The 12,990-nt window shown below is 71.6% G+C and carries 11 protein-coding genes; 6 read left to right on the forward strand and 5 right to left on the reverse strand.

Annotated elements, in window-relative coordinates; genetic code table 11:
* Positions 1–61: 61 nt before the first annotated feature.
* Both ACFYWY_RS23650 and ACFYWY_RS23655 read left to right on the forward strand, forming a co-directional pair.
* The gene (locus ACFYWY_RS23650) at positions 62–1,798 is read left to right on the forward strand and encodes a BCCT family transporter (protein ID WP_389189988.1); all 1,737 of its coding nucleotides are present in this window, start codon (positions 62–64) and stop codon (positions 1,796–1,798) included.
* Positions 1,799–1,877: 79 nt separating this feature from the next.
* Entirely contained in the window at positions 1,878–2,168 is a 291-nt protein-coding gene (locus tag ACFYWY_RS23655) for a hypothetical protein (RefSeq protein WP_389189989.1), read from the forward strand.
* A gap of 52 nt (positions 2,169–2,220) precedes the next feature.
* On the opposite strand, the gene ACFYWY_RS23660 is transcribed toward ACFYWY_RS23655, so the two are convergent.
* On the reverse strand, positions 2,221–3,192 hold the full coding sequence (locus tag ACFYWY_RS23660; RefSeq protein WP_389189990.1) for an FAD-dependent oxidoreductase: 972 nt from the start codon (positions 3,190–3,192) through the stop codon (positions 2,221–2,223).
* 78 nt (positions 3,193–3,270) lie between these two features.
* Between ACFYWY_RS23660 and ACFYWY_RS23665 the strand changes: the two genes are divergently transcribed.
* On the forward strand, positions 3,271–4,296 hold the full coding sequence (locus ACFYWY_RS23665; RefSeq protein WP_389189991.1) for an oxidoreductase: 1,026 nt from the start codon (positions 3,271–3,273) through the stop codon (positions 4,294–4,296).
* Between the two features lie 764 nt (positions 4,297–5,060).
* The gene (locus ACFYWY_RS23670) at positions 5,061–6,698 is read left to right on the forward strand and encodes an ABC-F family ATP-binding cassette domain-containing protein (protein WP_389189992.1); all 1,638 of its coding nucleotides are present in this window, start codon (positions 5,061–5,063) and stop codon (positions 6,696–6,698) included.
* 132 nt (positions 6,699–6,830) lie between these two features.
* Here the strand turns inward: ACFYWY_RS23670 and ACFYWY_RS23675 are convergent, their stop codons facing one another.
* From ACFYWY_RS23675 to ACFYWY_RS23685, 3 genes are all read right to left on the reverse strand, one after another.
* A complete protein-coding gene (locus tag ACFYWY_RS23675; protein ID WP_389189993.1) occupies positions 6,831–9,272 on the reverse strand; it encodes a Tex family protein in 2,442 nt (813 codons plus the stop codon).
* A 90-nt stretch (positions 9,273–9,362) separates the two neighbouring features.
* Complete coding sequence (locus ACFYWY_RS23680) at positions 9,363–9,497, reverse strand: LPFR motif small protein (protein ID WP_389189994.1); 135 nt, start codon at positions 9,495–9,497, stop codon at positions 9,363–9,365.
* A gap of 61 nt (positions 9,498–9,558) precedes the next feature.
* The gene (locus tag ACFYWY_RS23685) at positions 9,559–10,422 is read right to left on the reverse strand and encodes a hypothetical protein (protein WP_389189995.1); all 864 of its coding nucleotides are present in this window, start codon (positions 10,420–10,422) and stop codon (positions 9,559–9,561) included.
* 113 nt (positions 10,423–10,535) lie between these two features.
* On the opposite strand from ACFYWY_RS23685, the gene ACFYWY_RS23690 reads away from it, so the two are divergent.
* Both ACFYWY_RS23690 and ACFYWY_RS23695 read left to right on the forward strand, forming a co-directional pair.
* On the forward strand, positions 10,536–11,588 hold the full coding sequence (locus ACFYWY_RS23690) for a GlxA family transcriptional regulator (protein ID WP_389189996.1): 1,053 nt from the start codon (positions 10,536–10,538) through the stop codon (positions 11,586–11,588).
* An 11-nt stretch (positions 11,589–11,599) separates the two neighbouring features.
* On the forward strand, positions 11,600–12,241 hold the full coding sequence (locus tag ACFYWY_RS23695; protein WP_389189997.1) for a DJ-1/PfpI family protein: 642 nt from the start codon (positions 11,600–11,602) through the stop codon (positions 12,239–12,241).
* Here ACFYWY_RS23695 and ACFYWY_RS23700 read toward each other — a convergent pair.
* A complete protein-coding gene (locus tag ACFYWY_RS23700) occupies positions 12,225–12,986 on the reverse strand; it encodes an enoyl-CoA hydratase/isomerase family protein (RefSeq protein ID WP_389189998.1) in 762 nt (253 codons plus the stop codon). The genes ACFYWY_RS23695 and ACFYWY_RS23700 overlap by 17 nt on opposite strands.
* Between the last annotated feature and the right edge of the window lie 4 nt (positions 12,987–12,990).

The raw sequence follows: 12,990 nt of genomic DNA on the forward strand, positions 1-12,990 counted from the left end.
TGTGGTAGGGGGTAGCGGTGGAGCGAAAGCAGGTTCCGCCAGACCTTGAAAGGTGCCACTCGTGTCGCAAGACGAACAGCAACCGGGAGACCGGGGAGAGCGGCCGGTGACGGCGGATCTCCCCGCCCATCCTCATGAGACCGAGCGCGCCAGGACCGACCCGCTGGTCTTCGGCGTCACTGCCGTCCTCACCATCGCGTTCGTGGTGTGGGGCGCCGTCGCCACCGAGTCTCTCGAGAGCGTCTCCAGCAAGATGCTGAGCGGGCTGATCCACAACGGCGGCTGGGCGTTCGTGCTCGCCGCATCCGGCTTTGTGGTCTTCGCGCTCTGGCTCGCCATCAGCCGCTACGGCAAGATCCCGCTCGGGCAGGAGGGCGAGCGCCCGGAGTTCAGGACGGTGTCCTGGGTCGCAATGATGTTCAGCGCGGGCATGGGCATCGGCCTGATGTTCTACGGCGTGAGCGAGCCGCTCGCCCACTACATCACGCCGCCGCCCGGCACCGAACCCGCCGACTCGGCGGACGCCATGCAGACGGCCATGGCCACCACGCTCTTCCACTGGACCCTGCACCCCTGGGCGATCTACGCCGTCGTCGGACTCGCCATCGCCTACAGCACCTTCCGCCGCCGCAGGCGACAGACCATCAGCGCGGTCTTCGTGCCGCTCATCGGCGAGAAGCACGCCTACGGCGCATCCGGCCGGGTCATCGACATCCTCGCGATCTTCGCGACGCTCTTCGGCTCCGCGGCCTCGCTCGGTCTCGGCACCCTGCAGATCGGCAGCGGCGTCCAGGAGCTGGGCTGGATGGAGAAGGTCAGCACCGGTCTGCTCGTCGGCATCATCGCGGTGCTGACCGTTGCCTTCGTCGCGTCCGCGGTCTCCGGCATCGAGAAGGGCATCCAGTGGCTGTCCAACATCAATATGGTGCTGGCGCTGCTGCTCGCCCTCTTCGTCTTCGTCGCGGGGCCGACCATCATCGTCCTGGATCTGCTGCCGACGTCGATCTTCTCCTACTTGGGCGATCTGCCACAGCTCGCCGGCCGCACCGAGGCCACCAGCGGTGAGGGCGTCGCCGACTGGCTGGGCAGCTGGACGGTCTTCTACTGGGCCTGGTGGATCTCCTGGACGCCGTTCGTCGGGATGTTCATTGCCAGGATCAGCCGGGGTCGCACGATCCGTCAGTTCGTCGGCGGCGTCATTCTGGTGCCGAGCACCGTCAGCCTGGTGTGGTTCGCGGTCTTCGGCGGTACGGCGATGAAACTGCAGGAGCGCAAGCAGCTCGGCGACGAGACGACGCCGGAGGGCCAGCTCTTCGCGGTGCTGCAGCAGTTTCCGATCGCCACGGCGACGAGCCTGCTGGTGATGATCCTGGTCGGCATCTTCTTCGTGTCGGGCGCGGACGCCGCGTCCATCGTGATGGGGACGCTCTCGCAGCAGGGCTCGTTCGAACCGTCCAAGCTGGTGGTCGTCTTCTGGGGCGTGGTGACAGGTGCCGTCGCGGCGATCATGCTGCTCATCGGGAACGGAAAGGGCGACGCACTGGCGGGACTGCAGAATCTGACGATCCTGGTGGCCGCGCCGTTCGTCATCGTCATGTTGGGTATGTGCGTGGCGCTGATGCGCGATCTGCGGCACGACCCGCTGATCGTGCGCGGCGAGATCGGGGTCGAGGCCGTGGGGTCGGCAGTGATCGCGGGCCACGAGAAGTACGACGGCGACTTCGAGATCCGGATCGGGCCGGGCGAGGGAGCGGGGGAGGGGCCGGGGGAGGAGCAGAACCCGGTGGGAGCCCGTTGATCAACTCGGCTAAAGTTACCGGCTGGTATTGATCGAGGCCCTTCAACGGGCCTGTAAGACCCTGCACTTGGAGACACCCATGCGTCGTCGCCTCACCACCCTCGCCGTAACCGCCTTGATGGCGGGCGGCTTTGTGATCACCGCCGTGCCCGCTCAGGCCGCCACCAGCGGCACGCAGGCCGTCGCGGCAGCCGGTGGCGTCATCATCTGCAAGCCCGCAGAGCTCCGCCAGGAGGCCGCGAAGAACAAGCAGGCCGCGCAGCGGGCGCGCGCCGCGGGGAAGATCGAGGAGGCCAGGCGTCTGTTCGCCAAGGCGGACGCGCTCCTGCGCAGGGCCAAGCAGTGCGAGGACGCCGACAGCGACGCTTAGTCCCGGCTCACGGTGTCGCCCGCTCCGGCACGACCGGGGCGGGCGGCGCCGCTCAGCGCGCCAGGTCCGCCTGGCGCACCAGATCGGCCGCCGCCTGGGCGCAGCCCCAGGCGACAGTCACCCCGGCGCCGCCATGGCCGTAGTTGTGGACCAGCAGACCGCCGCCCGGCAGCGGCTCGGCCTCGATGCGCACCCCTTGGGTCCTGGCCGGGCGCAGCGCCGCCCGGTGTCCGAGGATCCGCGCCCCGGCGATCTCCGGACGGATCCGCGCACATCGCGCCACAATCTGCTCGGCCGTCGCCGGATCGGGCGCGAGGCGCCAGTCGCCGTCCTCGGCGGTGCCGCCCAGAATCAGCCGCCCGGGCTGCGGAAAGAAGTACGTCGTGGTGGCCGACGCGTGGTCGGCGGCGGTGAACCACTCCTCGATGCCGGGATTCTCCACCAGCACCAACTGCCCGCGAACGGGAAGTAGTTGACCGTCCGGGGTCAGCTCGCGCGCGCCGAGCCCGGTGCAGTTGACCACGACCCGCGCCCGGTCCGCCGCCTGGGCGAAGGAGCTGACCGTACGCAGCTCGACCGTGCCGCCCGCGGCTTCGAAGCGCCGCCGCAGCCAGCCCAGATGAACAGGCATGTCGATCAGCGGGATCCTGGCCCACAGTCCGCCGGCGTACCCCGCGGGCAGCTCATCGGCCTCCGCCTCGCGCAGCCCCTCCACCTGCGCCGCCCACGGTCCGAGATCTGACGGACGCACATCGGCGTGTATGCCCGCCGCCAGCCGGACACCGGTCTCCTCGGGGCGGGCGGCGAGCTTCTCGTACACCCGCAGCGAGGCGAGCGACCAGTCGCCGACCAGCTTCTGCGGCTCGATGCGGTACGGCCACCACAGCGCACCCGCCACCGCCGATGTCGTCTCCTCCGCCGGCTCCCGCGTCCACACGCGTACGCCGAGGCCACTCTCCGCAAGCACGAGCGCGGTCGTCAGCCCGATGACGCCGCTGCCCACCACCAACACATCGCCGCTCATGCCGGGACCGTAGCGGAATGCCCGTGTTGCCGCGCCCAGCCGTGCTCAGAACACGGCATAGGTGGGGATACTCAGGATATGTCTGCCGTGTACGCGACCTTCGGGCTGGCGCCGGCGATGCGTGCCGGGGGAGTCCTCACGGATGGTGGCTACCAAGTGCACCGGGACTTCATGGACTTCATCGTCGACGGGCGGCCGCTGCTGTTCCACCTCTGCGACCTCGACGCCGTCTCGCCGCTGGCATCCGATGTGCCGCCGGCGATCTTCACCGCGCAGGTGCGCACGCTGCTGCTGGAGGCGGCGGCACCGCTGGAGGGCGGCCGCTGCGTGATCTACGGCTGCCCCGAGTGCCAGGACATCCAGTGCGGAGCGGTGACGGCCGTCATCGAGCGCGACGAGGACGACTTCGTATGGCGGGACTTCGCCTGGCAGACGTCCGAGACTGCGGACCTGGAACTCAACGGCTACCACGGAATAGGGCCGTTCCGCTTCCGCGGCGACGCCTACCGCGCCGAGCTGGAACGCCTGCTGCCGGACGGCGACGACGCGGCGCCCGTCCGCCGCCGGGTGCTGCTGATCGGCGCGCGCGTCGCCATACTGGCCAGGCTGGCCGCGGCCCTGCGGACCATCGGCATCGGCGCGGACATCACCGACGGCGCCACGGGGGTCCCGGAGGAGGAACTGCGCACCTACGGCGCGGTCGCTTTCGGCCGCGCGGTCACCGCGCAGGAACGCACGGCTGTGCGCGCGGCGTTCGATGCGGCGGGCGTGGGGGTGGCGTACGTGGACGGCCTCGCCCCGATCATCCCCCTGCTGGTCGCCCAGATAGAACACGCCCTGGACCGAGCCCCGTTGGAGCGCCGCAGGCTGACCCGACTGACGTCGACGCCCGGCACGGCGCACGTCGAGGTGACCTCGACGTGCCGGGTGCGACTGGTGGCGTACCGCCTGGACCGGCTGCACCGGACGCATACGCGGGAGGTGTTCGACGGGACGCTGGAGCCGGGCGAACACCGAATCGCGGTGGAGGGGCGCGCGGTGAGGGGCCAGGCGTTTCTCGTGGCGCGAACGACGGGGACGGTGCTGGTGACACGGGCAACCTAGCCGGGCGCACGGGCCCTCGCGCCCCATAGCCGCCGCCCGCCGACGGCCCGTGGGACTCCTGCCTGCTCCCGCACGCGGGTGCGGGACGCCGCGCCGCGAAGCCGACGCCTCCGGTTCTGGAGCTTGCCTCTGCGTGCCCCCACGGGGTGCGGCATTCCGCGCCGCGAAGGAGGAGCCCCCCGCCGCGAAGCTGGCGCCCCGGGGCTGGGGCTTGCCCCATGCGTGCCGTTCCCGCACGCGGGCGGTGCCCTCCGCGCCGCGTGCTGGGCCCCCGTTTCAGGAGGGGGATCATCCTGACGCTGTCCCCGCCGCGAAGCTGGCGCTCCGGGATCTGGGGGCTTGCTCCCAGAGTGCTGCTCCCGCACGCGGGTGCGGGACTCCGCGCCGCGAAGCGGGCGTGCCACGTTTCTGGGGCTTGCCCCACGTGTGCTGCTCCGGCACCGAGGTGCGGTCCTCTGCGCCGCGAAGCCGGCGCCCCTGGACTGGGGCTTGCCCCCGTGCTCTTCGCGCACGTGGGTGCGGGAACCCGCGCCGCGAAGCCGGAGCGTCCCGGTTCGGGAGCGTGCTCTTCCCGCACCGAGGTGTGGGCCCTCAGGGGGTCTGGGGGCTTGCTCCCCAGTTCGGGATGGGGGTACCTCCCACGGCCGCCAGGCCGTAGGGGGAGGGCGGGGTGGGAAAAGCCCCGCGCAGCGGCTCACCCCCCACGCCCCCGCACCGTCCCCCCAAACACCCCCACCTCCCCCGCGGCTAGGATCAGCCCCCTCATGACTGCAACCCTCGTCGCCAAAGATCTCGCCGCCGGACACGGCGACCGCTCCCTCTTCTCCGGGCTCGACCTCGTCGTCGCCCCCGGCGATGTCATCGGCCTCGTCGGCGTCAATGGCGCCGGCAAGTCGACTCTGCTGCGCCTCCTCGCCGGGCTCGACCGGCCCGAGCAGGGCGAGCTCAAGCTCTCGCCGCCCGCCGCCACCGTCGGTCATCTCCCGCAGGAGCCCGAGCGCCGGGCGGGCGAGACCGTACGGGACTTCCTCGCCCGCAGGACCGGCGTCGCCGCCGCCCAGCGCGCCATGGACGAGGCGACCCAGGCGCTCGTCGACGGCGCCCCCGGCGCCGACGACGCCTACGCCGACAGCCTGGAGCGCTGGCTCGCCCTCGGCGGCGCGGACCTCGACGAGCGCGCCGACGAGGTCGCCGACTCGCTTGGCCTGACCATCGGGCTCGACCTGCCCATGACCGCGCTCTCCGGCGGCCAGGCCGCCCGCGCCGGCCTCGCCTCCCTGCTCCTTTCGCGGTACGACGTCTTCCTGCTCGACGAGCCGACCAACGACCTCGACCTGGACGGCCTGGACCAGCTGGAGACCTTCGTCCAGGGCCTGCGCGCCGGCACGGTCGTCGTCAGCCACGACCGCGAGTTCCTGACGCGCACGGTCACCAAGGTCCTCGAACTCGATCTCGCGCAGCAGCAGATCACCCTGTACGGCGGCGGATACGCCGCGTATCTCGAGGAGCGGGACACCGCACGCCGGCACGCCCGCGAGGACTTCGAGGAGTACGCCGACAAGAGGTCGGCGCTCGAAGGCCGCGCCCAGATGCAGCGCTCCTGGATGGACAAGGGCGTCAAGAACGCCCGCCGCAAGGCGACCGACAGCGACAAGCTCGGCCGCAAGTTCCGCAGCGAGGCGAGTGAGAAGCAGGCCGCGAAGGCCCGCCAGACGCAGCGCATGATCGAACGTCTCGACACCGTGGACGAGCCCCGCAAGGAGTGGGAGCTCCGCATGGAGATCGCGTCCGCGCCGCGCTCAGGATCGGTTGTCGCGACCCTCCGCGGCGCAGAGGTCCGCCGCGGCGACTTCAGCTTCGGCCCCGCCTCGCTCCAGATCGACTGGGCCGACCGGGTCGCCATCACCGGCGCCAACGGTGCGGGCAAGTCCACACTGCTCGCCGCCCTCCTCGGCCGCCTGCCCCTCGACGCGGGCCACGCCACGCTCGGCTCCGGCGTGGTGGTCGGCGAGGTCGACCAGGCCCGCAGGCTGTTCTACGGCACCGAGAAACTGCTCGACGCCTTCTGCACGGCCGTCCCCGACACCGAACCGGCCGAAGTCCGCACCCTGCTGGCCAAGTTCGGCCTCAAGGCGGACCATGTGATGCGCCCGGCGACCACGCTCTCCCCGGGCGAACGCACCCGCGCCGCGCTGGCGCTGCTCCAGGGCCGCGGCGTCAATCTGCTCGTACTCGACGAACCGACGAACCACCTCGACCTGCCGGCGATCGAGCAGCTGGAGTCCGCGCTGGACTCGTACACCGGCACGCTGCTGCTGGTCACGCACGACCGCCGGATGCTCGACGCGGTGCACACCACGCGCCGTATCGAGGTGTCCGCGGGCAAGGTGACCGAGGCTTGAGGTTCCGAGGCCTGAGGATCCGAGGCCCGAGGCCCGACGCCGAGCACGGCCGCATGCCTACGCACTCATGTGCCTACGCACCATGCACCGGGGGCCCGTCGCCGACCGGCGACGGGCCCCACCTGCGTTTCCTCAGCGGCGCCGATCGGGATCCGCGAGACCCGCCCGCCGCAGCGCGTCCGCCATCGCGCTGTTCGCCGGCGGCGGAGCCTGGCGGTCCCCGCCGCCCGCACCGCGGTTCCCACTGCCGGCGCCGCCACGGTTCCCACCGCGGTCCCCGCCTCGGTCGCCCCCGCGCCCGCCCTGCTGACGGCGCTGCTGCGGCGGCCTGCCGCCGCGCTCACCCCGCTCCCGCTGCCCCGGCCCGCCACCCTCCTGCTTGGGCGCGGCCTCGTCCTCCAGCCGCAGCGTCAGCGAGATCCGCTTGCGCGGAATGTCGACGTCGAGAACCTTCACCTTCACCACGTCGCCCGGCTTCACCACGTCCCGCGGGTCCTTGACGAAGGTCTTCGACATCGCCGACACATGGACCAGACCGTCCTGGTGGACGCCGATGTCCACGAAAGCACCGAACGCCGCGACATTGGTCACCACGCCCTCCAGCACCATCCCCGGCGCCAGGTCGCCGATCTTCTCCACGCCCTCCTTGAAGGTGGCCGTCTTGAACGCCGGCCGCGGGTCGCGTCCCGGTTTCTCCAGCTCCCGCAGAATGTCCGTCACCGTCGGCAGACCGAACGTCTCGTCCACATAGTCCGCCGGCTTCAGCGACCGAAGCACCGGCGCGTTCCCGATCAGCGAAGCGACCCCCTCGCCCGCCGTCTTCACCATGCGCCGCACCACCGGATACGCCTCCGGGTGCACGCTGGAGGCGTCCAGCGGGTCGTCCCCGCCCCGGATCCGCAGGAAGCCCGCGCACTGCTCGTACGCCTTCGGGCCGAGCCGGGCCACATCCTTGAGCGCCCTGCGCGAGCGGAACGGACCGTTCGAGTCGCGGTGCGACACGATGTTCTCGGCCAGCCCGGTGCCGATGCCCGACACCCTTGAAAGCAGCGGCGCGGACGCGGTGTTGACGTCGACGCCGACGCCGTTCACACAGTCCTCGACGACCGCGTCCAGCGAGCGGGAGAGCTTCACCTCGGACAGGTCGTGCTGGTACTGGCCGACACCGATCGACTTCGGGTCGATCTTGACGAGCTCGGCCAGCGGATCCTGGAGGCGGCGAGCGATGGAGACGGCGCCGCGCAGCGACACGTCCATGTCCGGCAGCTCCTGCGAGGCGAACGCGGAGGCGGAGTACACCGACGCGCCCGCCTCCGAGACCATCACCTTGGTGAGATTCAACTCCGGGTGCTTGGCGCACAGTTCACCGGCGAGCTTGTCGGTCTCCCGCGATGCCGTGCCGTTGCCGATCGCGATCAGATCGACGGAGTGCTCCTTGGCGAGCCGGGCCAGTTTCGCCAGCGACTCGTCCCACTTGTTGGCCGGGACGTGCGGGTAGATGACGTCCGTGGCGACGACCTTGCCCGTGGAGTCGACGACGGCGACCTTCACGCCCGTACGGAATCCGGGGTCGAGCCCCAGCGTCGCCCGCGTGCCCGCCGGCGCGGCCAGCAGCAGGTCCCGCAGGTTCGCCGCGAAGACCCGGACCGCCTCGTCCTCCGCCGCCGTACGCAGCCGCAGCCGCAGGTCGATCCCGAGATGCACCAGGATCCGCGTCCGCCAGGCCCAACGCACGGTGTCCGCGAGCCACTTGTCGCCCGGGCGCCCGCGGTCGGCGACGCCGAAGCGCCGGGCGATCATCGACTCGTACGCCGAAGGGCCCGGCTGCTCGCCCGGCTCCTCCGGCTCCAGCACCAGGTCGAGGATGTCCTCCTTCTCGCCCCGGAACATGGCGAGCACCCGGTGCGAAGGCAGCTCCTTGAACGGCTCCGCGAAGTCGAAGTAGTCGGCGAACTTCGCGCCCGGCCCCTCTTTGGCGTCGTCTTTGCCGTCGCGCACCTTCGCCGCCAGCCGGCCGCGCGTCCACATCCGCTCGCGCAGCTCGCCGATCAGGTCGGCATCCTCGGAGAAACGCTCCGTCAGGATCGCCCGCGCGCCCTCCAGCGCCGCGGCGGCGTCCGCGACGCCCTTGTCCGCGTCCACGAAGGCCGCGGCGGCCGCCAGCGGCTCCACCGACGGGTCGCCGAGCAGCCCGTCGGCGAGCGGCTCAAGACCCGCCTCGCGTGCGATCTGCGCCTTGGTGCGGCGCTTCGGCTTGAACGGCAGGTAGATGTCCTCAAGGCGCGCCTTGGTGTCGGCGGCCCGGATCTGCGCCTCCAGCGCCTCGTCCAGCTTGCCCTGCTCGCGCACGGACTCCAGGATCGCGGTCCGCCGTTCCTCCAGCTCGCGCAGATAGCGCAGCCGCTCCTCGAGCGTGCGCAGCTGCGCGTCGTCGAGCATCTCAGTCGCTTCCTTGCGGTAGCGCGCGATGAACGGCACGGTCGACCCGCCGTCGAGCAGCTCGACGGCCGCCTTCACTTGCCGCTCGCGTACGCCGAGCTCCTCGGCGATCCTGCCTTCGATGGACGTCGTCACGGTTCCCCGACTCGCCTTCTCATGCTGGCTGTGCTGGCTGTGCTTGAGAGTGCATTGTGCCGGGTGGCCGGGGGCCGTGTCGCCCGCGCCTCAGGCGCGGCGAGTTCGGCCGCCGCCGCGCGAGGCTCCGCCGAAGAGCCGGGCCAGTGCCCGGAAGGGCAGAGTGACCACTGTGGCGATCGCGGAGCCGATCTGCCGGAGTACGTCTGCGATGGCGCTGAACAAGGGAACCTCCAAAGAATGGTGACTGTCACCGTTCGGGTACCCCGCCGGACCTCGGTAAACGTCAGCCCTTGCCGGTGAGGTCCGCGGGGAAGGCGCCGGCCGCCGCCGCGGTCATCAGGAAGCCGCGCCCCAGCTCGGTCAGCCGCTCGACATCCTCGGCCCCCAGGTGCTCGTACGGGGCGAGGTCGATGCGGTCCGTGTGCTCCTCCAGCTCCGCCCGTAGCCGTACGCCGTCCTCGGTCAACTCGCCCTCGGCGTTCAGCACTCCACGCTCCCGCAGCCGCTCCTGGGCGGCCTCCCAGTCGGCGCGTCGCCAGCCGCGCGTGGCCAGAATCCAGCGCGGCGCCATGCCCTTGCCGGTGGCTGTGTGGCTCACCAGCGCCTCGAGGGGGTCGAGCCCCGCGGAGAGCAGCGCCGTGAGGTGGCCGTCGCCGCGGTGCTCGCGCAGCAGGGTCGCGGCATGCCAGTAGGCGAGGTGCGGCTCCTCGGGCACCGGCTGGTCGGCGTGCGCGGCGTACAGCGGCCGGGCGTGCCGTGCGCATGCCTCTGTGGCGCGCAGCGCGAGCCGCGCCGCTTCCGCCAGCTCCTTCGATGCGATGATCTCGTCGCCCAGCAGCCGCCGCAGGGTGCTGTCGGCGGCGCGCAGCCGGGCCCCGAGGACGGCCTCGGGGGACGCGATGTCCCATACGGCGGGCAGATGCCGGGCGACCAGCTCATGGTTGAAGTTGTAGAAGGCCGCGGTGACCACGCCCGGCCCGACGGCGCCCATCGCGGCGCCGCGCCCGGCGAAGTAGGCGGCCCTCGCGTCCTCGATGCCGAGCTGCGCGAGCTCGTCGTCGAAGTCCGGCGAGAAGTAGACCGTCGAGTGCAGCGGGTTGAGGGCGTTGTGGCAGCGGCGTCCCGCGCGCGGAGGCAGAGAGGTCATACCCGGCACGTTACCGACTGGTCGGTACGCAGAGAAGAGCCGGGGGCCGGATGGCAGGAAAGGTGGGGTACTCGTCATTGCGGCCATCTCCGCCGCCCCCAAGGATGGAAGTCATGACCCGATCCGTACTCGTCGTCCTCTTCGACGACCTGCTGAGCCTCGACGTGACCGGACCGGTCGAGGTCTTCGCGGCCGCCGACAGTGTCGCCGGTCGCGCGTACGAGATCCGCACCGCGTCGCTGGACGGCGCTCCGGTCCGCGCCTCCAGCGGCCTCACCTTCGTCCCTGACAGCAGCCTCGCAGAGGCCGCCGTCCCGCACACGCTGATCGTGCCGGGCGGCAGGGGCACCCGTACCCCCGACGCCCGCCTCATCGACTGGCTGCGCACCCACGCGTCGCGCGCCGAGCGCCTGGTCTCGATCTGCAGCGGCGCCCTGCTGCTCGCCGAGGCGGGGCTGCTCGACGGCCACCGGGTGACCAGCCACTGGGCGGTCTGCGACCGGCTGGCCCGGGACTACCCTGCCGTCGACGTCGACCCGGACCCGATCTACGTACGCGACGGAAAGCTGGCCACATCGGCCGGCGTCACCGCGGGCATCGACCTCGCCCTCGCACTGGTCGAGGAGGACCTCGACCAGGACATCGCCCTGACCATCGCCCGTCATCTGGTCGTCTTCCTCCGACGCCCGGGCAACCAGGCGCAGTTCAGCGCCCAGCTCGCCGCCCAGACCGCGCGCCGCGAGCCGCTGCGCGACGTGCAGCAGCACATCAGCGAGCACCCGGAAGGGGATCTCTCCATCGAGGCGCTCGCCGCCCGCGCCCGGCTCTCGCCACGGCACTTCGCCCGCGCCTTCCGGGATGAGACGGGCATGACACCGGGCCGCTACGTCGACCGGGTCCGCCTGGAACAGGCGCGGCGGCTGCTGGAGGAGACCGCGGACGGGGTCGAGGAGGTCTCGCGCGCGGCGGGCTACGGCACGCCCGAGGCCATGCGCCGCGCCTTCGTCAAAACCCTCGGCACCGCCCCGGCGGAGTACCGCCGCCGCTTCCACGCGCCCGTATCCCGGGCTCCGGTATCCCACGGATCCGTGTCTCACGCGCCCGTCTCCAGCGCGCCCGTCTCCAGCGCGCCCGTGTCCAGCGCGCCCGTACAGAGCACCCACTGAGAGGAAACCCGATGCAGATCGCCGTCCTGCTCTACGACCGCTTCACCTCGCTCGACGCCGTCGGACCCTACGAGCTGCTCGCCCGGCTGCCCGGGGCAGAGACCGTGTTCGTCGCGAAGGAGACCGGCCCCGTCCGCAACGACCAGGGCAGCCTCGCCCTGGTCGCCGACCGCACCCTGGCAGAGGTGCCGAGCCCCGGCATCGTCCTGGTGCCCGGCGGGCCCGGCTCCCGCGATGCCATGCACGACGAGACGATCCTCGACTGGCTGCGTACGGCGGATGCCACCAGCACCTGGACCACCTCGGTGTGCACCGGCGCGCTGGTGCTCGCAGGCGCCGGTCTGCTGAAGGGCCGCCGCGCCACCACGCACTGGCTGGCGCTCGACGATCTGGCGCGCCTCGGCGCCGAGCCGACCGGCGAACGGGTCGTCTTCGACGGCAAGTACGTCACAGCAGCGGGTGTGTCCTCCGGTATCGACATGGCCCTGCACCTGCTCGGCCGGATCGCGGGCGACGAGGTCGCCCAGACCGTGCAGCTGCTCACGGAGTACGACCCGCAGCCGCCGTACGACGCGGGCTCGCCGGAGAAGGCGCCTGCCGAGATCGTCGCGCACTGGCGCGGCCAGGCGGAGACGCTCACACAGTCCAGGTGAAACGGGGCGCCCTGCGCTCCAGGAAGGCGGCGATCCCCTCCGCGGGGTCGCCGCTCGCGCGCGCCTGTTCCGCCCAGTGGGCGTCCCGGTCGGTGCGGCCCGTCGCGAACTCCTTCGCCGCGGCCTGGGTGAGCTGCGAGCGCGAGGTGACGATCCTGGTGAACTCCGCGGTGCGCTTGCCCAGTTCGCCCATCGGCAGCACCTCGTCCACCAGACCGGTGCGCAGCGCCCGTTCCGTGTCGATCAACTCGCCAGAGAAGAGCAGATACTTCGCGGCTGCGGGACCCACGAGAGAGACCAGCCGCCGGGTCGTCGAGGCCGGATAGACGATCCCGAGCTTCGCCGGAGTGACCCCGAACAGCGCGCCTTCCTCCGCGAACCGCAGATCGCAGGCCGCGGCGAGCTGGCAGCCGCCGCCCACGCAGTAGCCGCGGACGGCGGCGAGCGTCGGTTTCGGGAACGCGGCGAGCGCCTCCTCCGCGCGTACGGCAAGGGCCTGCGGTTTCTCGCCGGGCTCACGCAGTGAGGAGATGTCGGCCCCGGCGCAGAAGGTCGTGCCTTCGCCGGTAAGTACCAGCGCACGTACCGCTGTGTCCGCCGCCAGCCGCGCGAGCAGGTCGGGAAGCGCCCGCCACATCCCCGCGGTCATGGCATTGCGCTTGGCGGGATTGCTGATGACGACGGTGGCGACCCCGTCAGCGACGGCATGGGTCAACTGCGGCTGCGACCGCTCCCTCGGCTCCATGCGC

Origin of the sequence: Streptomyces sp. NPDC002870 (assembly GCF_042888505.1) — a bacterium.
GTDB lineage: Bacteria > Actinomycetota > Actinomycetes > Streptomycetales > Streptomycetaceae > Streptomyces.